Source organism: Streptomyces sp. NPDC006687 (genome assembly GCF_040636215.1).
Classification (GTDB): Bacteria; Actinomycetota; Actinomycetes; order Streptomycetales; family Streptomycetaceae; genus Streptomyces.
Genome location: NZ_JBEYJJ010000004.1, coordinates 277,723 through 300,989, shown reverse-complemented (window position 1 = coordinate 300,989; position 23,267 = coordinate 277,723). Strand labels below are relative to the sequence as shown.

The 23,267-nt window shown below is 73.3% G+C and carries 23 protein-coding genes and 1 pseudogene; 7 read left to right on the top strand and 17 right to left on the bottom strand.

Annotation, left to right across the window (positions count from 1 at the left end):
- Positions 1–160: 160 nt before the first annotated feature.
- Complete coding sequence (locus ABZ716_RS07770; RefSeq protein WP_358812781.1) at positions 161–1,282, top strand: AI-2E family transporter; 1,122 nt, start codon at positions 161–163, stop codon at positions 1,280–1,282.
- On the opposite strand, the gene ABZ716_RS07765 is transcribed toward ABZ716_RS07770, so the two are convergent.
- Entirely contained in the window at positions 1,233–1,991 is a 759-nt protein-coding gene (locus ABZ716_RS07765; protein ID WP_358957421.1) for a Clp protease N-terminal domain-containing protein, read from the bottom strand. The two genes, ABZ716_RS07770 and ABZ716_RS07765, sit on opposite strands and share 50 nt — an antisense overlap.
- Positions 1,992–2,091: 100 nt before the next feature.
- Positions 2,092–2,517, bottom strand: coding sequence for a hypothetical protein (locus ABZ716_RS07760; protein WP_358957418.1), 426 nt, complete (start codon positions 2,515–2,517; stop codon positions 2,092–2,094).
- Positions 2,518–2,815: 298 nt separating this feature from the next.
- Here ABZ716_RS07760 and ABZ716_RS07755 point away from each other — a divergent pair, with 298 nt between their 5' ends.
- A complete protein-coding gene (locus ABZ716_RS07755; RefSeq protein WP_358812706.1) occupies positions 2,816–3,646 on the top strand; it encodes a serine protease in 831 nt (276 codons plus the stop codon).
- Positions 3,647–3,655: 9 nt separating this feature from the next.
- Here the strand turns inward: ABZ716_RS07755 and ABZ716_RS07750 are convergent, their stop codons facing one another.
- The 3 genes from ABZ716_RS07750 to ABZ716_RS07740 form a co-directional block, all read right to left on the bottom strand.
- On the bottom strand, positions 3,656–4,111 hold the full coding sequence (locus ABZ716_RS07750) for an SRPBCC family protein (RefSeq protein WP_358812782.1): 456 nt from the start codon (positions 4,109–4,111) through the stop codon (positions 3,656–3,658).
- 134 nt (positions 4,112–4,245) lie between these two features.
- On the bottom strand, positions 4,246–4,596 hold the full coding sequence (locus ABZ716_RS07745; RefSeq protein ID WP_358812707.1) for a nuclear transport factor 2 family protein: 351 nt from the start codon (positions 4,594–4,596) through the stop codon (positions 4,246–4,248).
- Positions 4,589–5,200: a TetR/AcrR family transcriptional regulator gene (locus tag ABZ716_RS07740; protein ID WP_358812708.1), complete on the bottom strand. Its 612-nt coding sequence runs from the start codon at positions 5,198–5,200 to the stop codon at positions 4,589–4,591. Before ABZ716_RS07740 ends, ABZ716_RS07745 begins: the two co-directional genes overlap by 8 nt.
- Positions 5,201–5,427: 227 nt before the next feature.
- Here ABZ716_RS07740 and recA point away from each other — a divergent pair, with 227 nt between their 5' ends.
- Together recA and recX are read left to right on the top strand one after the other, a co-directional pair.
- Positions 5,428–6,546, top strand: a complete 1,119-nt coding sequence (recA, locus tag ABZ716_RS07735; protein WP_351880780.1) for a recombinase RecA — start codon at positions 5,428–5,430, stop codon at positions 6,544–6,546.
- A pseudogene (gene recX, locus ABZ716_RS07730) lies at positions 6,438–7,118 on the top strand (recombination regulator RecX); the annotation flags it as partial. The gene recA and the pseudogene recX, both read left to right, overlap by 109 nt.
- Positions 7,119–7,224: 106 nt before the next feature.
- Here the strand turns inward: recX and ABZ716_RS07725 are convergent.
- From ABZ716_RS07725 to ABZ716_RS07690, 8 genes are all read right to left on the bottom strand, one after another.
- Positions 7,225–7,647: a rhodanese-like domain-containing protein gene (locus tag ABZ716_RS07725; protein WP_355967296.1), complete on the bottom strand. Its 423-nt coding sequence runs from the start codon at positions 7,645–7,647 to the stop codon at positions 7,225–7,227.
- Complete coding sequence (locus ABZ716_RS07720) at positions 7,638–8,174, bottom strand: cysteine dioxygenase (RefSeq protein WP_358957416.1); 537 nt, start codon at positions 8,172–8,174, stop codon at positions 7,638–7,640. Before ABZ716_RS07720 ends, ABZ716_RS07725 begins: the two co-directional genes overlap by 10 nt.
- Before the next feature lie 79 nt (positions 8,175–8,253).
- Positions 8,254–8,340, bottom strand: coding sequence for a putative leader peptide (locus ABZ716_RS07715; RefSeq protein WP_311318651.1), 87 nt, complete (start codon positions 8,338–8,340; stop codon positions 8,254–8,256).
- A gap of 33 nt (positions 8,341–8,373) precedes the next feature.
- Positions 8,374–9,981 (bottom strand): FAD-dependent monooxygenase, encoded by a 1,608-nt coding sequence (locus ABZ716_RS07710; protein ID WP_358812709.1) that lies wholly within the window; start codon positions 9,979–9,981, stop codon positions 8,374–8,376.
- A gap of 169 nt (positions 9,982–10,150) precedes the next feature.
- The gene (locus ABZ716_RS07705) at positions 10,151–11,038 is read right to left on the bottom strand and encodes an amino acid ABC transporter permease (protein ID WP_358957414.1); all 888 of its coding nucleotides are present in this window, start codon (positions 11,036–11,038) and stop codon (positions 10,151–10,153) included.
- Positions 11,035–11,709 (bottom strand): ABC transporter permease subunit, encoded by a 675-nt coding sequence (locus ABZ716_RS07700; RefSeq protein ID WP_351880769.1) that lies wholly within the window; start codon positions 11,707–11,709, stop codon positions 11,035–11,037. Before ABZ716_RS07700 ends, ABZ716_RS07705 begins: the two co-directional genes overlap by 4 nt.
- 84 nt (positions 11,710–11,793) lie before the next feature.
- Positions 11,794–12,651, bottom strand: coding sequence for a glutamate ABC transporter substrate-binding protein (locus ABZ716_RS07695; RefSeq protein ID WP_358957412.1), 858 nt, complete (start codon positions 12,649–12,651; stop codon positions 11,794–11,796).
- A gap of 97 nt (positions 12,652–12,748) precedes the next feature.
- Positions 12,749–13,534 (bottom strand): amino acid ABC transporter ATP-binding protein, encoded by a 786-nt coding sequence (locus tag ABZ716_RS07690; RefSeq protein ID WP_358957410.1) that lies wholly within the window; start codon positions 13,532–13,534, stop codon positions 12,749–12,751.
- 282 nt (positions 13,535–13,816) lie between these two features.
- Here ABZ716_RS07690 and ABZ716_RS07685 point away from each other — a divergent pair, with 282 nt between their 5' ends.
- Positions 13,817–14,539, top strand: a complete 723-nt coding sequence (locus ABZ716_RS07685) for a response regulator transcription factor (protein ID WP_358812712.1) — start codon at positions 13,817–13,819, stop codon at positions 14,537–14,539.
- 12 nt (positions 14,540–14,551) lie between these two features.
- Positions 14,552–15,964 (top strand): HAMP domain-containing sensor histidine kinase, encoded by a 1,413-nt coding sequence (locus ABZ716_RS07680; RefSeq protein WP_358812713.1) that lies wholly within the window; start codon positions 14,552–14,554, stop codon positions 15,962–15,964.
- A 19-nt stretch (positions 15,965–15,983) separates the two neighbouring features.
- On the opposite strand, the gene ABZ716_RS07675 is transcribed toward ABZ716_RS07680, so the two are convergent.
- Both ABZ716_RS07675 and ABZ716_RS07670 read right to left on the bottom strand, forming a co-directional pair.
- Positions 15,984–18,140 (bottom strand): endo-beta-N-acetylglucosaminidase, encoded by a 2,157-nt coding sequence (locus tag ABZ716_RS07675; RefSeq protein WP_358957462.1) that lies wholly within the window; start codon positions 18,138–18,140, stop codon positions 15,984–15,986.
- Positions 18,141–18,241: 101 nt separating this feature from the next.
- Entirely contained in the window at positions 18,242–19,492 is a 1,251-nt protein-coding gene (locus tag ABZ716_RS07670) for a glycosyl hydrolase (protein WP_358957407.1), read from the bottom strand.
- 505 nt (positions 19,493–19,997) lie between these two features.
- Between ABZ716_RS07670 and ABZ716_RS07665 the strand changes: the two genes are divergently transcribed.
- Positions 19,998–20,912 carry an ROK family protein gene (locus ABZ716_RS07665; RefSeq protein WP_358957459.1) on the top strand — a complete coding sequence of 305 codons (915 nt, stop codon included), beginning with the start codon at positions 19,998–20,000 and terminating at the stop codon, positions 20,910–20,912.
- Between the two features lie 6 nt (positions 20,913–20,918).
- Here the strand turns inward: ABZ716_RS07665 and ABZ716_RS07660 are convergent, their stop codons facing one another.
- Both ABZ716_RS07660 and ABZ716_RS07655 read right to left on the bottom strand, forming a co-directional pair.
- Positions 20,919–21,914, bottom strand: a complete 996-nt coding sequence (locus tag ABZ716_RS07660) for a TAXI family TRAP transporter solute-binding subunit (RefSeq protein ID WP_358812715.1) — start codon at positions 21,912–21,914, stop codon at positions 20,919–20,921.
- Between the two features lie 424 nt (positions 21,915–22,338).
- Positions 22,339–23,265, bottom strand: a complete 927-nt coding sequence (locus ABZ716_RS07655; RefSeq protein ID WP_358957405.1) for a LysR family transcriptional regulator — start codon at positions 23,263–23,265, stop codon at positions 22,339–22,341.
- Positions 23,266–23,267: the final 2 nt, after the last annotated feature.

Sequence of the window (23,267 nt, the reverse complement as noted above, 5' to 3'; positions counted from 1 at the left end):
TCCGGCGGGCCGGTGGGACAGACTGGGCGGCGTGGAAGCGACAGACGAGACGACCGAACGCCCCGAGGACCCGCCGCGCGCGGAGCTCCCCGGCCCCCCGCCCCCGGCAGGGCCGACCACGCACGCGGGGCCCGGGACCCCCGCCCCGGCACAGGCGCGGATGCCGCGCTGGCTGCCGCGCGCGGTGGTCCTCGTACTGGCGCTCGTCGCCTGCTTCCAGCTCGGCAGCTGGGCCTTCCACCAGCTGACCGGGCTGCTCGTCAACATCCTGATCGCCTTCTTCCTGGCGCTGGCGATCGAACCCGCCGTGGCCCGGATGGCGGCCCGCGGCATGCGCCGCGGGCTGGCCACCTTCCTGGTGTTCCTGGGTGTGTTCGCCGCGACCGCCGGGTTCCTCGCCCTGCTCGGCTCGATGCTCGCCGGGCAGATCGTCGACATGGTGGAGGGCTTCCCCCACTACCTCGACATGGTGATCGACTCGATCAACCGCACCTTCCACACCGAACTGTCCCGCCTGGAGATCCAGGACAGCCTGCTGCACTCCGACTGGCTCCAGAAGTACGTGCAGAACAGCGCCAGCGGGGTGCTCGACGTGTCCACCACCGTCCTCGGCGGGCTCTTCCGGCTGCTGACGGTCGGGCTGTTCTCCTTCTACTTCGCCGCCGACGGGCCCCGGCTGCGGCGGGCGCTGTGCTCGGTGCTGCCGCCGGCGAAGCAGTCGGAGGTCCTGCGGGCCTGGGAGATCGCCGTCGCCAAGACCGGCGGGTACCTGTACTCGCGCGGGCTGATGGCGCTGGTCTCCGGTGTGGCGCACTACGTGGTGTTCGTGGTCCTCGGGGTGCCGTACGCGCCCGCGCTCGCGGTGTGGGTGGGGCTGGTCTCCCAGTTCATCCCCACCATCGGCACCTATCTGGCGGGCGCGCTGCCGACGCTGATCGCCTTCACCATCGACCCCTGGTACGCGGTGTACGTCCTCGGGTTCGTCGTGGTCTACCAGCAGTTCGAGAACTACGTCCTCCAGCCGAAGCTCACCGCCCGGACGGTGGACATCCACCCGGCGGTGGCCTTCGGCTCCGTCATCGCCGGGACCGCCCTGCTGGGCGCCGTCGGGGCGCTCATCGCGATCCCGGCCGTCGCCACCCTGCAGGCGTTCCTCGGCGCGTACGTGAAGCGGTACGAGGTGACGGGCGAGTCCGGCGGCGACGACGCGGGCGGCTCTGCCGGCGGCGGGCCTACCGCTGCTGCCCGTCCGCGCCGAGTACGGCTTCCAGGGCTTCGGTGACGGCCGTCTCGACGGCGGCCTTGTCCAGGCCGAGCCCGCTGAGCGTGCCCTCGCCGTTCTCCAGCTCCAGCAGGGCGAGCAGGATGTGCTCGGTGCCCACGTAGCCGTGGCCCAGGCGCAGGGCCTCGCGGAAGGTGAGCTCCAGGGCCTTCTTGGCGTCGGCGTCGAAGGGGACCAGGGCGGGCATCTCCTCGGCCGCCGGGGGCAGGGTGGCGGTGGCGGCGGAGCGCACGGCGTCCGCCGTGATGCCCTGGGCGTCCATGACGCGTCCGGCGAGTCCCTCGGGCTCGGCCAGCAGGCCCAGCACCAGGTGCTCGGTGCGGATCTCGGCGTTGCCGGCGGCGCGGGCCTCGTTCTGCGAGCCGATGACGACGTTGCGGGCGCGCGGGGTGAACCGGGCGAAGCCCGCCTGGGGGTCCAGGCCCGGCTCGCCCTCCTTGTCGGCCTTGGGGACGAAGCGCTTCTGGGCGGCCTGGCGGGTGACGCCCATGCTGCGGCCGATGTCGGTCCAGGAGGCGCCGGAGCGGCGGGCCTGGTCGACGAAGTGGCCGATGAGGTGGTCCGCGACGTCACCGAGGTGCTCGGCCGTGACGACGGCGCCGCTCAGCTGCTCCAGGGTGTCGGCGTGGGAGTTCTTGATGGCCTCGATCAGGTCGTCGAGGCGGACGGGGTTGGCTACGCGGACGGGTTCCACGGAAGGGTTCGTCATAAGTGCAACCGTAGGTTGACACCCAGGAGGTGTCAACCACGGGTTGTCACTTAGCGACTGAAGGGTGGGGGACGGGTGGGAATGACCCTCCCCCGGGGTCTCAGGCGGCCGGCTGGTTCTGGGCCGTCAGCAGACCGATGACCTGGTCCATCTCGTTCCGCCAGATGCGGTGCACGTTCATGCGGGTCGGGGTGGCCTGGCCGGGGAGCTGCATCCGGAAGGAGCTCCAGAGGGCGTTGCGCTTGACCTCGGTGATGGCGCCGACGGCCTCGTGGGGCGGTATGGCGAAGACGATCTCCTGCGGGCGGTTGCTCATCCGGCTCGCCCGGTGGAGCACCACGGCCTGCTCGGTCACGGTGACGAAGTAGTAGCTGAGGAACGCCTGGCCGATGAGGCCGAGCATGCTCATCAGCCACACGCTCGGGCCGGCGATGGCCTGGATGGTGACGAGGGGGCGGTCGGCGGGGTTGGCCTGGGCGAGTGCTTCGGCCACCTGCTGCTGGATCGTGGCCTTCTTGACGGCCATGGGTCCTCCTGAGCGGAATTTCACGCCCCCGTCGTCGGGGGCACCGCAGAGTACCGGCCATGCGGGGGCTGTTCCGCGCCAGCCCGGGGGTGTGGGACATGCGCCCCGAATTGGGGGCCGCCGCCCGTCTCGCGGGGTGTTGGAAGGTTTGATTCCGTTTCCCGGCAACGCCCTTCGGCCGTCTGGCCCGCCAACTCCCCATGCCCTCTTGTGTGTTGACTCCGCTGGACCAAGAATGCAGTGCACATGTCAACCGAAGGATCTTCGGTCGCATTCGTCACCAGAGGGGAACCCCCACATGAACAAGCCTCTCGCCGGCGCCGTGTTGTCCCTGCTCCTGACCGGAGCGGCAGCGACACCGGCCGTGGCCCAGACCCCCACGCCCCAGCGGGCCGCCGCCGTCACCTACGCGGGCACGGTCGCGCTCAGCAACTGTTCCGGTTCCGTCGTCCGCACGCCCAGCTCGCAGCCGGGCGACCCCGCGCTCGTCCTCTCCAACGGACACTGCCTGGAGACCGGATTCCCGGCCGCCGGCGAGGTGCTCGTCAACCGTGCCTCCAGCCGCAGCTTCTCCCTCCTCAACGCCTCCGGCTCCTCGGTCGGGACGCTCCGGGCGAGCAAGATCGCGTACGGGACGATGACGGACACCGACGTCTCGCTCTACCAGCTGACCAAGACGTACGCGCAGATCCAGAGCCAGTACGGCATCACCGCCCTCACCCTCAACGACGCGCACCCGGTGCAGGGTTCCTCGATCAAGGTGGTCTCCGGGTACTGGAAGCGCACCTACAGCTGCAGCGTGGACGGGTTCGTGTACCGGCTCAAGGAGGGCGACTGGACCTGGAAGGACTCGGTCCGCTACACCTCGGCCTGCAACACCATCGGCGGCACGTCCGGCTCGCCGGTGATCGACACGACGACCGGCAAGGTCGTCGCCGTCAACAACACCGGCAACGAGGACGGCCAGCGCTGCACGGAGAACAACCCGTGCGAGGTGGACGAGGCCGGCAACGTGACGGTCCGCCAGGGCATCAACTACGCCCAGGAGACGTACATCCTCGTCCCCTGCATCGGCCCCGGCAACCAGATCGACCTGAACCGCCCGGGCTGCACCCTGCCGAAGCCGTGACCCCGCCCGTCACCGGGTGAGGGCCGCGGCGGCGGCGTCCAGGATGCTGCCGAAGGCCCGGATGATCAGCGGCCGGGCGATCAGGCGGGTCAGCCGGCGCGTGGGCCCGGCGCCGAGGAAGGGGACGCGGATCTCGGCGCGCGTGCTCCAGCGGACGTGGGTGCCGCCGTCGGCCTCGGTGAAGGTCATCCGCCCGAGCTCGTGCCGGGCCGGCGGCAGGCTCCGCACGACGACGTACTCGGTGAGGTACGGGGGCTCGTACCGGGTGATGTGCTCCTCGAACCACCCGGTGAGCCACAGGTGGCGCCGGACGGCCCCGACCCCGTAGGCCGCTCCGGCGCCGCGCCGGGCCAGCCGGCAGCGCAGTACGAGGGGCGACGCCTCGTAGTGGGTGGTCGTGGTCAGCCAGCCGAACACGTCCTGGACGGGCGCGGCGATGAAGCGCTCGACGGTCACGGTCTCCATGGTGTCCTCCTCGACAGGGGTCGCCATGGGGACAGGCCGGGCCGGCGGAACGTGACAGCCGGCCGATGTGGCGCCCGCCACAGGGTGGGGCATGACGGCGCCCCGGAGGGCGCCCTCGCCTTCCGCGGCCGGCCTCAGGCGGGGAGGAAGAAGCCGGTGATGTCGGTGAGGCGGCCGTCCTCGTGGTGGCGGGCGGTGCTGATGCCGGCCGACGCGGGTCCGCCCTGCTCGTCGAGCTGGGTCCAGCGGGCGAGGGAGCGGCCGTGGTGTTCCAGTACGTCGTCGATGCGGAAACGGTGGCCGGGGAAGGCTCCGGCGAAGCCGGCCATGTAGCCGGCCAGTTCGGTCCGGCCGGCGACCTCGGTCCCGGGGTCGCGGTAGGCGACCCCGTCCACCGCGACCGCGGCGAGGGCGGCGAGCCGGTCGGCGGGGGCGGCCGACCAGCAGGCGGCGTAGTCGTTCCAGAGCTGCTGGGTGTCACTCATGGTCGTCCTGCTTTCGTGGGGATCTCAGCGAGCCGATCGACGCCATCGCGCCGTCGGTGACGGTGTGCAGCGTGGTGCGGGGCAGGCCGGCCCGGACGAGCACCAGCAGGCCCTGGTAGAGCGCGAGCAGCTGGGCCGCCGTCGCCCTGACGTCGAGGTCCGGCGGTGTGTCACCACGGTCCCGGGCGCGGGTCAGCGCGTCGGCGAAGCCGCCCTCGATCACGGCCAGGCCGTGGTGCACGCCGGTGGTGGCCTGGGGGAGGGTGAAGGACTCGACGGCCGTGTTGGTGAGCAGACAGCCCGGGTCGGGCTCGGTGCCGGTCTCGATCGCCGAGGCGAAGAACGAGCGGATGCCGGGCAGGGGATCCGCCGGTTCCAGCAGGTGGATCCGGACCCTGCCCCGCACCACCCGCTCGTTGTAGGCGTCGAAGGCGGCGTGGAACAGGCCGTCCTTGCTCCGGAAGGTCCGGTACAGGCTCCCCGGATGCACCCCGGTGGCCTCCTCGATGTCCCGCACCGAGGCGCCGGTGTACCCCCGCTCACGGAAGAGCCGCATGGCCGAAGCCAGCACCTCGTCCTGGTCCCAGAGCTGCCTTCGCCCCATCCCGGCCTCCATAGTTGAACGATCGCTCGCAAAAAGTAGCACGGGTTCGGTGGGTCACCCGTACGGGCGGCACGGCCGGGGGGCGGCGTGGTCGGCTTGACAGGGAAATCGAACATCCATTCTGATGAGTTATCCACAGCCGAAACGGGCGTGGGAGCGCATTGTCAGTGGCAGGCGTTAGCGTCAATGGCGTGAAGCGATCGACTCAAGCAAACCGGGTGGAACCCATGGCAGGCACCGACCGCGAGAAGGCTCTCGACGCCGCGCTCGCACAGATTGAACGGCAATTCGGCAAGGGTGCGGTCATGCGCCTCGGCGACAAGCCGAACGACCCCATCGAGGTCATCCCCACCGGGTCGACCGCGCTGGACATCGCCCTCGGCGTCGGCGGGCTGCCGCGCGGCCGTGTGGTCGAGATCTACGGCCCGGAGTCCTCCGGTAAGACGACCCTCACGCTGCATGCCGTGGCCAACGCGCAGAAGGCCGGCGGCACCGTCGCCTTCGTGGACGCCGAGCACGCGCTCGACCCCGAGTACGCCAAGGCCCTCGGCGTGGACACCGACAACCTGATCCTGTCCCAGCCGGACACCGGTGAGCAGGCCCTTGAGATCGTCGACATGCTGGTGCGCTCCGGCGCCCTCGACCTGATCGTCATCGACTCCGTCGCGGCCCTCGTGCCGAAGGCGGAGATCGAGGGTGAGATGGGCGACTCGCACGTCGGTCTCCAGGCCCGCCTGATGAGCCAGGCGCTCCGCAAGATCACGGGTGCGCTGAACCAGTCCAAGACCACCGCGATCTTCATCAACCAGCTCCGCGAGAAGATCGGCGTGATGTTCGGCTCCCCGGAGACCACGACCGGTGGCCGCGCGCTGAAGTTCTACGCCTCCGTGCGCATCGACATCCGCCGCATCGAGACGCTGAAGGACGGCACGGACGCGGTCGGCAACCGCACCCGCTGCAAGGTCGTGAAGAACAAGGTCGCGCCCCCCTTCAAGCAGGCCGAGTTCGACATCCTCTACGGCCAGGGCATCAGCCGCGAGGGCGGCCTGATCGACATGGGCGTGGAGCACGGCTTCATCCGCAAGGCCGGCGCCTGGTACACGTACGAGGGCGACCAGCTCGGCCAGGGCAAGGAGAACGCCCGTAACTTCCTGAAGGACAACCCCGACCTCGCCAACGAGATCGAGCGGAAGATCAAGGAGAAGCTGGGCGTCGGCGTGCGCAAGGACGCCAAGGACGCCGAGGGCGCCGACGCGGCCGCTTCCGCGGCGCCGGGCGACGCCTCCGTGCCCGCCCCGGCGTCGAAGGCCAAGCCGGCGGCCAAGGCCGCCGTGGCCAAGAGCTGACCGTGCGGGAAGAGCGGGAAAGGGGCGGCAGGACGAGGGGTGGCCGGGAGGGCCGCCAGGAACTGCCGCCCCAGAGTCCCGAGGAGCAGGCACGGGCGATCTGCCTGCGCCTGCTCACCGGGATGCCGCGCACCCGGCGGCAGCTCGCGGACGCCCTGGCGAAGCGGGGCATCCCCGAGGAGGTCTCCGAGGAGGTCCTCTCCCGGTACGAGGAGGTCGGCCTGATCGACGACGCCGCCTTCGCCGGAGCCTGGGTCGAGTCCCGGCACCGCGGCCGGGGCCTGGCCCGCCGCGCCCTCGCGCAGGAGCTGCGGACCAAGGGGGTGCACACCACCCTCGTCCAGGAGGCGCTGGAACAGCTGGACTCCGAGCAGGAGGAGCAGACCGCCCGGGAACTCGTGGACCGCAAGCTCCGCTCGACCCGGGGGCTGGACCGCGACAAGCGGATCCGGCGCCTGGCCGGGATGCTCGCGCGCAAGGGGTACCCCGAGGGCATGGCCCTGCGGGTGGTGCGCCGCGCACTGGAGGCGGAGGGCGAGGACGCCGACGACCTCGGCTACCCGGGCGGCTGACCCGTCGGCCCCCGGGCGGGGCGCGGGTGGCGCGGGTGGCCCCCGGCGGGGTGCCGGGGGCCGTGGAAGGACGGGCGGGCAGCGGCCCCGCTGCCCGGCGGCCGGCCTACGCCGGGGCCTCGGTCGGGGTCGGGGCGGGGGTCGTGGGGAGGCCCGCGGACTTCCATGCCTGGAAGCCGCCGGTGAGGTCCGTCGCCCGGCGCAGCCCCAGCGCGTGGAGCGACGCCGCCGCCAGCGAGGAGGCGTAGCCCTCGTTGCAGATCACCACCACCCGCACCTCGTGCGAGACGGCCTCCGGGAGGCGGTGCGAGCCCTGCGGGTCCAGCCGCCACTCCAGTTCGTTGCGCTCCACCACCACCGCTCCCGGGATCACCCCGTCCCGCTCGCGCAGCGCCTGGTAGCGGATGTCCACCAGCAGGGCGTCCCCGTCCCGCCACGCCTCGTACGCGGCCTGCGGATCCACCCGGGTGTACCGTGCGCGAACCCGTTCCAGGAGCTCGTCGATACCCACCGGGGCGCTCACTGCCAGTCCGCCGGACGCTCGATGTGCTCCAGCCGCAGGACCGGCCCGCTGCGGCTGTAGCGGCGGATCAGGGGGAGCGGCGGGTAGTACGCGTGCACCGAGACGGCGTGCTCGGAGTCCGACTCGTTGAGCACCTCGTGGACGTGGTGCTCCCCGAACGCCCGCCCGGTCAGGGCGCCGAGGCTGCGGGTGCGGTCCACGTCCGGGGCCAGTTCCAGGTTCCGCCACCCCTCCGAGGGCAGCCGCACCGTCAGGGAGTGCTCGGTGAGCCGGCCCCGCGCGGTCGCGAACGCGCCCCGGGACTCGGCGTGGTCGTGCCAGCCGGTGCCGGTGCCCGGCGGCCAGCCGATCAGCCACGCCTCGCTGCCGCCCGGCCCGTCGAGCCGGATCCAGGTGCGGCCCTCCGGGTCCAGGGGGAGCGAGCCGACGAGTTCGGGGTCGGCGGCGGTGCGCAGGGCGAAGTCGAGGAGTTCCGCGGCGGTGGGCGCGGCGGCGGAGCGGGCAGGGGCGTGCGGGGACAGGGAAGCAGACATCGGGCAGTGACCGTCCTGGGGTTCGCGAAAGGGGCGCGCGGGCCCGGAAGGGCAGCGGGGCGCGCGGGGGAGAGGCGAATCAGCAGGAGGGGCGACACACGCAGCCCGCGTAGCGGAGCAGGTCCATGTGAACCCTCCGCCACAGGCGTACGTCGTTGCCGGTCATGCCGGCGAGTGAACCACGAGTTCCCGAGGCCGGTCAATCGATCACGGGAGCGGGTGTGGCGGGAGCACCCGCCGGAGCACTCTCGGGAGCGCCCGCCGGATCGCCCGCCGGAGCCCCCGCCCGGACCGCGTCCGCCGCCGCGTACAGCTCGGCCGGGCGTACCCCGGCGAAGGTCGCCGCGAGGTGCCCGTCGGGCCGTACCAGGAGGACGGTGTGCGCCGGAGCCCCCGGGTAGGCGTCCGCCACCAGCAGCTCGGCCGGCACCGGGAGCGCGGTCACGGCCGCCGCGAGCCGGGGCATCAGCCCGGCCCCCGCCCAGTGACGCCGGTCCCACACCCCGGTACCCGGCGCGACCAGCAGCACCAGCAGCTTCCCCCGGCCCAGCAGGTCCCGCAGCGGGACGGTCGCCCCGTCGGGTGCGCAGACGGGGACGTCCGCGACGGGACCGCCCGGCTCCGTGTCGGTCGGAACCTCCCGCACGGCCACCGGCGGGGCGTACACCGGGCGGCCGCCCAGCGGCCCCCGGCCCAGATGCCCGTCGGTGAGGAGGGACTCGGCGGACCGCCCCGACCCCGGAAGGAGGCTGCGCAGACCGGCCCCGCCGCGCAGGACGGGCATGGTCTGGTCGGCGGCGCGCAGCCGTGCGGCGACGGCCGTGCGCCGTTCGCCCTCGTAGCTGTCGAGCAGGGCCTCGGAGGCGCCCTGATGCCAGTCCAGGGCCAGCTTCCAGGCCAGGTTCTCCGCGTCGCGCAGCCCCTCCTCGACGCTCTGGGTGCCGAGCGCGCCCAGCAGGTGCGCGGCGTCCCCCGCGAGGAAGGCCCGGCCGTCCCGCCAGCGCCGGGCGAGGCGGTGGTGCTGGATGTGCACGCCGGTGTCGATGAGGTCGTACGGGGGAGTGCTGCCCCCGCACCACAGGGCCAGGGTGTCGCGGATCAGGGTGACGAGGGCGTCCGGGGTGACGAGGTCCCCGCGGGCGGGCAGCAGCCAGTCCAGCCGCCAGACCCCGTCGGGCAGCGGCCGGGCGGTGATCTCCTCGGGCCCGGAGGGCGGGTTGCGGTGCAGCAGGGCCTCGCCCGGCCAGGGGAGTTCGGCGCGCAGCGCGGCCACGGCGTGCCGCTCGACGGAGGTCCGGCCGGGGAAGCGGATGCCGAGCAGCTTGCGCACGGTGGAGCGGGCGCCGTCGCAGCCGGCCAGGTGGCTGCCGCGCCACCAGGTGGCCTGCCCGCCCCGGGTCCGCGCGGTGACCCCGCGGTCGTCCTGCTCCAGGGACTCCAGCCGGGTGTCGGCGACCAGCTGGACCAGGGGGTGCGCGGAGGCGGCGGCGCGCAGCCCGCGCGTGAGGGCGTGCTGCGGCAGGTGCAGGGGGGCGGGCTGGTCCTCGAAGGTGATCCGCCGGGACTCCTGACGCCGACGCAGGGTGCGCCAGGCCGCGTACGGGGCGCCCTCGTCGCGCAGGGTCGTACAGCCCAGCCGGTGGACCATGGCCGCGGTGTCGGAGTGCAGGACGACACTGCGGGCGGGCCGGGGCTCGTCCTTGCCGGGCCCTTCGTCGAGCAGGACGGAGGGCACGCCGTGGCCGGCCAGGGCGAGGGACAGGGAGAGTCCGACGGGGCCCGAGCCGACGACGATCACCGGGTCCATGATGCGGCTCCCGATGTCCGGTATGTGATCACAGAACGTATGCAACCCACTGGAGGTTCCTGCGTCAAGTGACCCCGGTACGGACAAAGCGGTGTGGTGCGGCGGAAACGTCCGCCGCACCACACAGGCTACGCATCGCGCGGGGCTGACCGGACGTCAGCCGCCGAGGTCAGCCGGCCGAGTTCGCCCCGGTGGCCAGGTCGTCGACCTCGGCCACGGCGACCACCGCGCCGGTGCTCTTCCTCGACTTCCTCAGCCGGCCCTCCAGCCAGGAGGCGAAGGTGGTGAGGGCGAAGTTCACCGCGATGTAGAGCAGGGCGACGACCGCGAGCGTGGCGATGGTGTTGCTGTAGTTCGCCGAGATCTGCCGGTTCGCGGCCAGCAGGTCGGTCAGGCCGAGCAGCGAACCGCCGAGCGCGGTGTCCTTGAGGATCACCACGAGCTGGCTGACCAGGGCGGGCAGCATCGCCGTGACGGCCTGCGGGATCAGCACGTGGACCATGGTCTGGCCCTTGCGCATGCCGATCGCCTTCGCGGCGTCCGTCTGGCCGCGCGGCAGGGAGAGCACGCCCGCCCGGACGATCTCGGCGATGACGGCCGCGTTGTACAGGACCAGGCCGGTGACCACCGCGTAGATCGGCCGGTAGTCGGAGGCCACGGCGGGCACGAACTGCACGAAGAACGCGTAGCCGAACATCATCAGCATCAGCACGGGGATGGCGCGGAAGAACTCCACGACCGCGCCGACCGGAACGCGCACCCAGGTGTGGTCGGAGAGCCGGCCGACGCCCAGCAGGGCGCCCAGCGGCAGGGCGATCAGCATGGCGACCGCGGCGGCCTTCAGGGTCTCGCCGAGGCCGGGGAGCAGATACGTGGTCCAGACCCGGCCGTCGGTGACGAAGGGGCTCCACTTGTCGGCGTCGAGCTGGTGCTTGTCCGCCATGACGGACAGGACCCACCAGGCGGCGAGCGCGAACAGGACCAGGAAGACGGCCGTGTAGATCCAGTTGCGGGTCTTGGCCTTGGGGCCGGGGACGTCGTACAGCACCGAGGTCATCGCTTCACCGCCACTCGCTTGGCCACCCAGCCCAGCAGCAGACCGGTGGGCAGGGTCAGCAGGCAGAAGCCGAGGGCGAAGATCCCGAAGACGGCGAAGAGCGCGTCCGCCTCGTTCTCGATCATTTCCTTCATCAGCAGGGCCGCTTCGGCCACGCCGATGGCCGCCGCCACCGTGGTGTTCTTGGTGAGGGCGATCAGTACGTTGGCGAGCGGCGCGATGACCGCCCGGAAAGCCTGGGGGAGCACGATCAGGGTGAGCACCTGGAAGAAGCTCAGCCCCAGCGCGCGGGCCGCTTCGGCCTGGCCCACGGGCACGGTGTTGATGCCCGAGCGCAGCGCCTCGCAGACGAAGGTGCCGGTGTAGGCGGTCAGCGCGAGGACGGCGAGGCGGAAGCCGATCTCCTTGAAGGTCCCGCCGCCCAGATTGATGGTGAGGGTCTGGCTGAGGCCGAGCGAGCTGGCGATGACCAGCAGGGTCAGCGGGGTGTTGCGGACCAGATTCACGTACGCGGTGCCGAAGGCCCGCATCAGCGGGACCGGGCTGACCCGCATCCCGGCCAGGACGGTGCCCCATATAAGGGACCCCACCGCCGAGTAGAGGGTGAGCTGAACCGTCACCCAGAAGGCTCCGAGCAGGTCGTACTGCCCGGAATCAAGAAAGTCGAACACGATGCCCTGCGCTCTCCCCAGGATGGCCGGCGAGGTGTGCCGCCGCCCGCGGACGGGCGGGCGGCGGCACACCCCACCGGGAAATCAGCTGCCTTCGGTGATCTGCGGGGCAGGCTCGTTCTTGTAGTTGGCCGGGCCGAGGTTCTTCTTCACGGCCGCTTCCCAGCTGCCGTCCGCGACCATCTTCTTCAGAGCAGCGTTGATCTTGGTCTGGAGGTCCTTGTCGCCCTTCTTCAGACCGATGCCGTAGTTCTCGTTGCTCATCTTCAGACCGACGAGCTTGAACTTGCCCTTGTTCTTCTCCTGCGCGGCGTAACCGGCGAGGATCGAGTCGTCCGTGGTCAGCGCGTCGACGGACTTGTTCTCCAGGCCGGTCAGGCACTCGGAGTAGCCCGGGAGCTGCTGGAGGTCGGCCTCAGGAGCCAGGTCCTTCTTGACGTTCTGCGCCGAGGTGGAGCCCGTGACGGAGCAGAGCTTCTTCTTGTTGAGGTCCTCGACCTTGGTGATCGAGGAGTCGTCGGCGCGGACCAGCAGGTCCTGGTGGGCCAGGAAGTACGGGCCCGCGAAGTCGACCTTCGCCTTGCGCTTGTCGTTGATCGAGTAGGTCGCGGCGATGAACTTGACGTCGCCGTTGGAGATCAGGTTCTCGCGCTCGGCGCTGACCGCCTGCTTCCACTCGATCTGGTCCGGCTGGTAGCCGAGCTCCTTGGCCACGTACGTGGCCACGTCGACGTCGAAGCCCTCGAACTTGCCGTCGGGGGTCTTCAGGCCCAGGCCGGGCTGGTCGAACTTGATGCCGATGGCGATCTTGCCCGACTTGGTGTCGCCGGAGGCGCCCGCGTCGCTCGCCCCGTCCTTCTTGTCGCCGCTGCCGCAGGCGGTCGCCGTCAGCGCGAGGACGACGGCCGTGGCCACTGCCGCGCCGGCCTTGAGAACCTTCATGTGAACTTCCCTCAGGTGAGACGTTGTTGAACGACGAGCGGGACACGCCGTCTGCGACGGCGGTCGCCGTCGACCGGATCACTACCAGACGCGGGCGTCAGTGGTGAAGGATCTTGGACAGGAAGTCCTTGGCGCGGTCGCTCTTGGGGTTGCTGAAGAACTGGTCGGGAGTGGCCTGCTCGATGATCTTCCCGTCGGCCATGAAGACGACGCGGTTGGCCGCCGAGCGGGCGAAGCCCATCTCGTGCGTGACGACCACCATGGTCATCCCCTCGCGGGCGAGCTGCTGCATGACCTCCAGCACCTCGTTGATCATCTCCGGGTCGAGGGCCGAGGTCGGCTCGTCGAAGAGCATCACCTTCGGGTCCATCGCCAGCGCCCGGGCGATCGCGACGCGCTGCTGCTGACCGCCGGACAGCTGCGCCGGGTACTTGTCGGCCTGCGAGCCGACGCCCACCCGGTCCAGCAGCGACTTGGCCTTCTCCATCGCCGTGGCCTGGTCCGCCTTGCGGACCTTGAGCTGACCTAGCATCACGTTCTGCAGCACCGTCTTGTGCGCGAACAGGTTGAACGACTGGAAGACCATGCCCACGTCGGCGCGGAGCCGGGCCAGTTCCCGCCCCTCCGAGGGCAGTTCCTTCCCGTCGACCGTGATGGTGCCCGAATCGATAATCTCCAGCCGGTTGATGGTCCGGCACAGCGTCGACTTGCCCGATCCCGAGGGACCGATCACCACGACGACCTCGCCGCGGGCGATGCTCAGATCGATGTCCTGAAGCACGTGCAGCGCGCCGAAGTGCTTGTTGACGTTGCTCAGTACGACCAGGCCGTCCGCGGCGCCCGCCGCGTCCTGTGCGTCCTTGGCCACTGATACTCCGCTCATCGGCTTCTTGCTCCGTCCTCCGTCGGTTGCGAGGACAGTAGTGACGTGGCGCGCACACCGTCATCACATCTGAGCGAGAATTGAGGATAACGATAACGATACGACCTCGGGCCGATACGCTCCGTGCCCTGCGAGCGCCGGCGCCCGGCCGGTGCGTACCGGGTACATAACGGAAGACCTGCCGGGCCGCGACCCCCTTGACGTGGGAGTCTTCATCGGCGTGGATGCTTGGTGGCCCTTGGAACGGAACACGAAGAGCGAGAGAAGGAGAGGGGGACGACCATGAAACTGCTGCTCGTCGAGGACGACGACCACGTCGCCGCCGCCCTGTCCGCGATCCTCGCCCGGCACGGCTTCCAGGTGACCCACGCGCGCAACGGCGAGGAGGCCCTCCAGGCGCTGCTGCCCGCCGGGGCCAAGCCCTCGTCCTCCCCGTACGGGGTGATCCTGCTGGACCTCGGCCTGCCCGACCAGGACGGTTACGAGGTGTGCGGCAAGATCCGCAAGCGCACCAGCACCCCCGTCATCATGGTCACCGCCCGCGGCGACGTCCGCTCCCGCATCCACGGCCTCAACATGGGTGCCGACGACTACGTGGTCAAGCCGTACGACACCGGCGAACTCCTCGCCCGCATCCACGCCGTGGCCCGCCGCACCGGCATCTCCGACGACCCCGGCGGCGGCCCCGGTCCGACCGGCGAACCCGGTGTGGTCCGGCTCGGCCCCGTGGCCGTCGCGCTGCCCACCCGCCGCGTCACCGTCAACGGCACCGACGTCCCGCTCACCCGCAAGGAGTTCGACCTGCTGGCCCTGCTCGCGCAGCGGCCCGGCGTGGTCTTCCGCCGCGAGCAGATCATCAGCGAGGTCTGGCGCACCAGCTGGGAGGGGACCGGCCGCACCCTCGAGGTCCATGTCGCATCCCTGCGCTCCAAGCTCGGCCTGCCCGCGCTCATCGAGACCGTCCGCGGGGTGGGCTACCGGCTCGTCACCCCGGCCGCGCCCTAGCGGGGTCCCGCCGTGCGCGCCCGCCTGCTCCCGCTCCTCATCGTCCTCATGGCGGGCGTCCTGCTCGCCCTCGGGTTCCCGCTCGCCGTCAGCCTCGCCGCCGCCCAGCAGCAGCGGGTGGTGGTCGACCGGATCGACGACAGCGCCCGCTTCGCCGCCCTGGCCCAGTTCGTCATCGACGCCGAGGGCTCCGGCGCCACCGGAGCCGACGAACGCCGCGACACCCTCCAGCTGGAACTCGCCCGCTACCAGGAGCTGTACGGCATCCGCGTCGGCATCTTTTACCGCAACGACAACGCCATGGTCCGCGCGCCCGGCTGGTGGCAGCTGCCCGACTCCGGCGAGGCCCGGCGCTCCTTCGAGGAGGCCCTCGCCGGACGCCGCAGCCACGACCCCGGACAGGTGTGGCCCTGGCAGGTCGACGGCAAACTCCTCGTCGTCTCCCCGGTCGTCCTCGACGGGGACGTGGTCGCCGTCGTCGCCACCGAATCACCCACCGACCAGATGCGCGCCCGGATCCTGCACGGCTGGCTGCTCATCGCCGCCGGCCTCGCCGCCGCCATGCTGGCCGCCTTCGGCGCCGCCCTGCGCCTGACCGGCTGGGTGCTCCGGCCCGTACGGACCCTGGACGCCGCCGCCCACGGCATCGCCACCGGACGGATGAACTCCCGCGTCGCGGCCGCGAGCGGGCCGCCGGAACTCAGACGGCTGGCCCGTTCGTTCAACGAGATGGCCGACAACGTCGAAGAGGTACTGGAGCAGCAGCGGGCGTTCGTCGCGGACGCCTCCCACCAGCTGCGCAACCCGCTCGCCGCGCTGCTCCTGCGGATCGAGCTCCTCGCCCTCGAACTCCCCGAGGGCAACGAGGAGATCGCTTCCGTGCGCACCGAGGGCAAACGCCTCGCCCAGGTCCTCGACGACCTCCTCGACCTCGCGCTGGCCGAGCACGCCACCGCCGAGATCAGCCTCACCGACATCGGCGCCCTCGCCGCCGAGCGGGTGGCTTCCTGGCGGCCGTACGCCGAGGAGAAGGGCGTACGGCTCACCGAGACGGGCCGCTCCGCCGTCACCGGCTGGGCCGACCCCATCGCCCTGTCCAGCGCGCTCGACGCCGTCATCGACAACGCGCTGAAGTTCACCCCGGCGGGTGAGGAGGTCGAGGTCTCCGTCTCGGCGGAGCGCACCAGCGCCCTCGTCGTGGTCGCCGACCGGGGGCCGGGCCTGACCGAGGAGGAGCTGCTGCGCGTCGGCGACCGCTTCTGGCGCAGCGGCCGCCACCAGAACGTCAAGGGCTCCGGGCTGGGCCTGTCCATCTCCCGCGCCCTGCTGGCCACCGGCGGCGGCACGATCTCCTACGCCCGCAACGAGCCCCACGGGCTGCGCGTGACGGTGGCGGTGCCGCGCACCGAACCGGGCGCGGACTGAGTCCTGACCGGCTGAGCCCTCACCAGCGGAACCCGGCCCGGGCCGGGGCGGAGACCGCGTACGTCTCGTCCACCGCCCGCAGCTCGAAGGCGGCCGCCCGCTCCCGGCCGGCGCGGGCCAGGCGGGGCAGGTACAGGGCGGTCCCGCAGGTGCCGGCCAGGAAGCGGCGGGTGCCGTCCGGCAGGCGGCGGTACAGCTCGTAGTGCCGGACCGGCCCCGGCGCGCGGTGCCAGGACAGGCGGAGCTCGGCCTCCGGGCCCCGGCGGGCCGAGGCGGTGACCGTCAGGTGCGAGGGCGGGGCCGGGTGCCGGGCGGGGGTGGTGTCGCGTACCGACAGGGCGCCGAGCCGCCAGGACACCGGGGTGGTCCCGCGCGCGGTGATCCGTACGGCAAGGGCGTACGCGGTCTCACCGGCCAGGGCCGCGAGGGGGACCCGGGAGGTCCGCCAGGACCCGGCGCCGCTCGCCGTACCGGCCGCCAGCCAGGTGTACGGGACCGGGGCGCCCGGCGCGGCCGGCTCGCGGACGGCGACGCCGAACGCGATCTCCGCCTCCCCCGCGCCGCCCCGGTGGACCAGCTCCGCCACGGTGGAGCGGGTCAGCGGCAGCCGCACGGCATGCAGCCCGACGGCGGCCGGCGCGGTGAGGGAGCCCGTCACGAGCAGGCTCGACCCGCCGCGCCAGGCGTCCGCGAAGTCCAGGGACACCTCCGGACGCCGCCCCTCGGTGTCCACCACCCAGCGGCGGCCCGGCAGCCGGTCCTGGAGCCCGAGGTGGTTCCAGGGCTCCTCCGACACGGCGCGACCGCCCTCGTACCAGCGCAGCCCGTGCCCGGTGTTGAAGGAGCAGGCGAACGGCAGGCCGGCGACGGTGGACCGGTCGGCGACGGACGTGGCCGGCGCACGCCAGACGGCATCGGGCGCGGGCCGGGCGGGGTCCAGGGACTCGCCCGTCCAGAACCGGTCGTCGGCGCGGTGGAAGGCGCCGGGGGAGCGGTCGGCGAGGTGCTCGCGGGTCCACTCGGGCCGGTAGAGGCCGAGGCTGACGACGTGCTCGCGGCCGCGCGGCACGATCGCGTCCCAGGTCACCTCGCAGTCCCAGCCCTTGGACCCCACGTCCACGGCGGCCCACAGCTCGTGGCGGGAGCGGCCGAGGCGTTCGGCGAGGGCGCCCGAGGAGGCCAGTGAGGCGGGCGTCCAGCGGAAGTCCACGAACAGCGAGTCCGAGACCCGGCCCGACCGGTCCTCGAAGAACTCCTGGTTGAGCGCGTCCAGCGCCCCGCGCCAGCCGACCGCGCCGGTGCTGTTCATGGCGTCGTACCAGGTGACGCGCAGCCCGTGCGGCTGACCCGCGGCCCGCAGGGCGTGCAGGAACCCCCGCATCCGGGTGGCGAGCGCGCTGTCCCCGCCGTCCGTCTCGGCGTTGACGAACCAGCCGTCGAACCCGTACGCCCGTGCCACGTCGGCCAGTTTCTCCGCGAGCGGGTAGCGGCCGCCGGCGTCGCGCTGGACCAGCTCGCGTGTCCAGCGCAGGTCGCCGCCGTAGGCGACCGGCGGCAAGAAGACCGTTCCGAGGACCGGGACCCCGTTGCGGTGGGCGGCGTCGACCACGGGCGCGTTCGGCGCGAGGACCAGGCCCTCGCCGGCCGAACCGCCCCAGAAGACCAGCTCGTCGAGGTACGCCCAGTGGGTCAGGGCGTAGAAGTCGGCGGTCGCCGAACCCTGGGAGGGGTTCGCGGCGGTGGGCCCGAAGGAGACGAGCGAGGCGATACGGGCCTGGCCCGCGCGGGCGTCCGCGTTCGCCGGGACGGGAGTGAACCGTGGGGCCAGAGGGACGCTGGCGGTGTTGTGGGCCAGGTCCGGATCCCCCTGCGCGGTCCACTGCTTGAGGGAGCGCCAGACGACCCCCGGGCCGGGGGCGCCCTCCGGGAGGGAGTCGGGGTACCAGTAGGAGGCGTACGGGGCCAGCCGGCCCGCCTCGGGCACCGGGGCGGGGGTTGCGGCCGGCGCGGAGGCGGCCCGCGCGGAGGCGGCCCGCGCGGAGGCGGCGCCGGGGAGCAGGACGGCGGCCCCGGCTCCCGCCCCCAGCGCCAGGACCGCACGCCGGTCCGGCCGTAGGGGGGTGGCCGGGGTGGCGTGGCCGGCGGGGGTACGGGGTGCGGGGCCGTCGCCGGGCATGCGCATCGGGGCTCCTCGGGAATCGGGCGGCTCGGGGGTGCGGGCGGCTCGGGGTGCGGCGCGGGCGGTGGGGACGCGGGGCGGCTTGGGCGGGGTGCGGGTCAGCGGACGTCGGCGACGCGGAGCACCTCCGTGATGCCCCGCGCCGACAGCCGTGCCGGGTCCCGCGCGTGCTCCGCCCGCACCACCGCCGGCCGCACCCCCTGCGCCGCGAGGGCCGCCCAGGCTTCGAAGAACGCACCGCCCGGCGCACAGGCGGGCGCCGTCGGGCCGGGGTCCAGGGCCAGCGCGGTGGACCGTACGGCCGGGCGGTGCTCCCGGCCCCGCCAGACCGAGGCGATCCGGGCGACGGCGGCCCCGGCGGGCTTGGTCCGGCGGTCGTTGGTGAGCAGGCCCAGCCCGTACTCCAGCTCCGGGAAGTCGGCCAGCTCCCGGGACACGTCGTGCGAGCACCACCAGGTCACCCCCCACAGCCCCGGGCAGTCCAGGGCGGCCTCCAGGGTGGCCTCGGTGAACTCCGCCGCGTGCTCGGGCGGGACCAGGGGCGCCGGCGCGCCGACCTCCTGGAGCCACACCGGGCGGTGCGGGTCCTCGGCCCACGCCCTGGACAGCTCGATCAGGTACGCGGCGTGCTGCTCGGTGGCCGTCCCGGCGCGCCCGTGACGCTGGGCGGTGCCGTTCAAGACCCACGAGTGCACGGCGGTCGCCGCGCCCAGCCGGGCCGCCTGGGCGGGGGTGAAGGGGTGCCCGTCGCGGTACCAGACGGCGTCGTACTCCCCGTGCACGTGGAACCGGCCGGGGGCGCCCTCCTCGCAGGCGGCCAGCATCCGCTCCAGCCAGCGCTGCGCCTGGGCGGCGGTGATACGGTCCGGGGCGGGGTGGGGCGCGTCGGAGAACTGGTTGACCTCGTTGCCCACGGTCATGCCGAGGAAGTTCGGCCGGTCCGCGAGGGCCGCGGCGAGGGTGCGCAGGTACTCCTCCTGCCCCGCCAGCACGTCCGGGTCGGTGAAGAGGCTCCGCCGGTGCCAGGTCGTGGTCCAGGCGGGCAGGAAGTCGAAGCTGGACAGGTGCCCCTGGAGGCCGTCCACGCTCACGTCGAGCCCGCGTTCGGCGGCCGCGTCGGCGAGGGCTACCAACTGCTCGACCGCACGCGGCCGGATCAGGGTCCGGTTCGGCTGGAACAGCGGCCACAGCGGGAACACCCGTACGTGGTCCAGTCCGAGCGAGGCGACCGAGTCGAAGTCGGCCCGGACCTCGTCGAGATCGAAGTCCAGCCAGTGGTGGAACCAGCCCCGGGCCGGGGTGTGGTTCACGCCGAAGCGCAGGGTGCGGGGGAGGGGCGCGCGGTCCATGAGGGGTCCCGGAGTCAGGGGGATTCGCCGGACGCCCACAAAGTGCCGGGGCGGTCGACGGGACGTCAACAGGGCCTCGGGCGGCGTCGGCCGAATTCCGGCGAGGGGCGGCTCGTGCGCTCCAGCCGTTGCGCCGGCAGGGCGGCGGACAGCGTCCTCGCTGGACCTCACGCGGGTCGGTACGGGCGCGCGTACCCGACGCGGAGGCAGGAGGGGGAGGGCGATTCCGGCCCCGCACGCCCGCCGAGCGGTGCGGACCGGCGGGACCGGATCGGGCACCCACCCGGCCGACGAGGTAGCGGTCGGCGCGGTCGGCGAAGCGTTCACCGGGCGGCGCCCACCCCTGCCGCGACCCCACCGGACCGCGCCCCCGCCGCCCGCCGCATACTGAAATCCGTCCCCCGTGCAGGAGTGCCCCGTGACCACCCCCACCTCAGCCGTCCCCACCCCGCGCCCCTTCGCGGCGGCCTCCCCCTCCGACGGGACCACCGGGCCGACCGTCGCGATCGACGTCGGGGGAACGAAGATCGCCGGGGCGCTGGTCCACCCCGACGGCTCCATGACCGCGGCCACCCGGCGCCCGACCCCGCGCGGGACGGACCCCGAGGCCGTCATGGCCGCGGTCGTCGAGGTCGTCGCCGAGCTGTCCGCCGACCCGCTGTGGGAGCGGGCCGTCCGCTGCGGCATCGGCAGCGCCGGCCCGGTCGACACCTCGCGCGGCACGGTCAGCCCGGTCAACATCGCCGCCTGGCGCGACTTCCCCGTCCAGGAGCGGGTCGCCGCCGAGCTGCACGGCCGCGGGCTCCGGGTCCCGGTCGTCCTGGCGGGCGACGGGGTGGCCATGACGGCGGCGGAGCACTGGCTCGGCGCCGCCCGGGGGCACGCGAACGCCCTGTGCATGGTGGTCTCCACCGGGGTCGGCGGCGGGCTGGTCCTGGACAACCGGCTCCACGCGGGACCCACCGGCAACGCCGGGCACATCGGCCACATCAGCGTCGCGTTCGACGGCGAGCCCTGCGTCTGCGGCGGACGCGGCTGCGTGGAATCCCTCGCCTCCGGCACGGCCATCGCCCGCTGGGCCCTCGCCCAGGGCTGGACCGGCCCCGACCCGACGGCGGCGGGCGTCGCCGCCTCCGCCGCGGCGGGCGACCCGGTCGCGCTGGCCGCCTTCGACCGGGCCGGGCGCGCCCTGGCTGCCGCCATCGCGGCCACCGCCACCCTGGTCGAGACCGATATCGCGGTGATCGGCGGCGGGGTCGCCACCAGCGGGGACACCCTCTTCGGACCGGTCCGGCGGCACCTGGCCTCGTACGCCGCCCTGTCCTTCGTCCAGGACCTCCAGGTCGTCCCGGCCGCCCTCGGCACCCACGCCGGCCTCATCGGCGCCGCGGCCGCCGCGATGATGCTGGCCGCCGGCTGACGTCGCCTACGGCTTGACCGAGCGGTAGTACCGCCGGGCCCCCTCGTGCAGGTCCAGCGGGTCGGTGTAGATCGCCGTCCGCAGGTCCACCAGCTGCGCCGCGTGCACCTCGTGCCCGATCCGGTCCCGGCTGAGGATCACCGTCCGGGTGAACTGCTCGGTGAGGCGGGCGTCCGTGCCCTCCTTGGTGACCAGCAGGTTGGGCACGGCGAGCGTGGCCACCGACGAGGTGTTGCGGGCCCGCGCGTACGCGTCCTGCGGCATCACCGCCGCCCGGTAGTACCGCGCCGGGCTGCCGCTGGCCTGGAGCTGCTCGACGAGGTCGCCCAGCTGGACGAGCCGGATGTCGAAGCGCTCCGACAGCTCGCGCACGGCGTTCGTGGGCAGGCCGCCCGACCAGAAGAAGGCGTCGATCCGGCCCGCCTCCAGCTCCGCCGGCATGGTGTCGATGCCGATGGCGACGGGGGTGATGTCGTGGACCGGGTCCAGCTTGGCCGCGCGCAGCAGCCGGTCGGAGACCAGCCGGACCCCGGAGCCTTCCTGGCCGACCGCGACCCGCTTGCCCCGCAGGTCGCGGGCCGACAGCACCGGCGAGCCGGCGGGTACCACCAGCTGTACGTAGTCGTCGTAGAGCCGCGCGCACCCGCGCAGCTGCTCCGCGCCCGGTTTGCCGTCGGCGCGGTACTTGGCGACCGCGTCCGCCGTCGCGATGGTGAAGTCCGCCTCGCCTGAGGCCACCCGCTGGAGGTTCTGCTGCGAGCCCTCGCTGGTCTCCAGCCGCACCTTCACCCCGGGCATGTCCTGCGCGAGGGCCCCCTCCAGCAGCTGCCCGTAGCGGTGGTAGACGCCGGTACGGACACCCGTGCTGAAGGTGAGCCGCCCGGTCAGGGCGGGCTCCCCGAACGGCCGCAGCCACCACAGCAGCACCCCGGCCACGGCCAGCACGGCGGCCAGCCCCACGAGCAGACGGCGCGGGGTGACACGGGGCGGCACGAAAGGCATGCCTGCGATCCTCCCACCCCCCACCCCTCCTGTCACGACAGCCCCCGCCCGGGCCCAGGCCCCCCCCCGCCCCCGGGCTCCGCGCTGTCCCAGCCTCACGCCCTCCCGGCCACCGGGGCCGCCCCGTCTCCGGCCGGTCTGGCCCGCTCCGGGCCTCGCGTCTGCCGGTTTCCCGCTCCGGGGCACATCTGGCCCCCCGCCCTCCCGACCACCGGGGCGCCCCGTCTCCGGCTCCGGCCGGTCTGGCCCGCTCCGGGCCTTACGCCTGCCGGTTTCGCGCGCCGGGTCACATCTGGTCCCCAACCCCCGAACCACACGGGCCACACGCCGGCCCCGGCTCACGGGCCGCCGCGGCTCACGCCGGCCCGGCCGTGCGGGATCCCGGCCTTCGCCCTCGGCGGCCACGGCCGCCCCGGGCGGTGCCTCACGTCCGTTCCGCCGCCGACACCGGCAGGGCCGAGCGCAGGCGGGTCAGGAGGGTGCGGGCCGCCGGCCCCGGGGGGCCCGTCGTGCGCCAGGCCAGGGCGACGCGGGCGCTCAGCCGGGGGCCGGTGATGCCCAGGATCCGCAGGCCCGGCGCGGGCCGCGTGTACGGGCCGTTCGGGATCACCGCCACCCCAAGGCCCCGCGCCGCCATCCGGGCCAGGACCGCCGGCGCGGCCGCCTCGAAGTCCACCCGGGGCGTGAACCCCGCCTCCGCGCACGCCCGTTCCAGCACCCCGCGCGCCCCCGTCCCGCGCGGCAGGCCGATCAGGGCGCGCCCGCGCAGCTCGGCCAGCGCAACGCTCCCGTCCACGGCGGACCGTACGAGGGGGTCGTCCTCCCGTACCGCCGCCACCAGGGGCTCGTCGAGCACCACCCGCGCGGTGATGCCCGGCGGCGGCTCCCCGGCCAGCCCGACCACCGCCAGGTCCAGTTCCCCGGCCCGCAGCGCGGCCAGCATCCGCTCGGAGGTGTCCTCGGTCAGCGAGATCTCCACCTGCGGGTGCGCGTCGTGGAAGTCCCCGAGCAGCGCCACCAGGTCGAGGCCGCCCACCGCCGCTCCTGCCGCTCCGGGAATCAGCCCGAGCGCCACCCGGCCCCGCAGCAGCCCGGCGAACGCGTCCGCCGTGCGCCGGATCCCCTCCACCGCCGCCAGCGCGGCCCGCGCGTAGACCAGTACCGCCTCGCCCGCCTCCGTCGCCGTCACCCGCCGCCCCGACCGGTCCAGCAGCCGCTGCCCGAGCTCCCGCTCCAGCTGGGCGACCTGGGCGCTCACCCCCGGCTGCGACACGTGCAGCCGCTCCCCGGCCCGGGTGAACCCGCCCTCCTCCACCACCGCCACGAAGTACCGCAGCTGCGCCAGTTCCATAA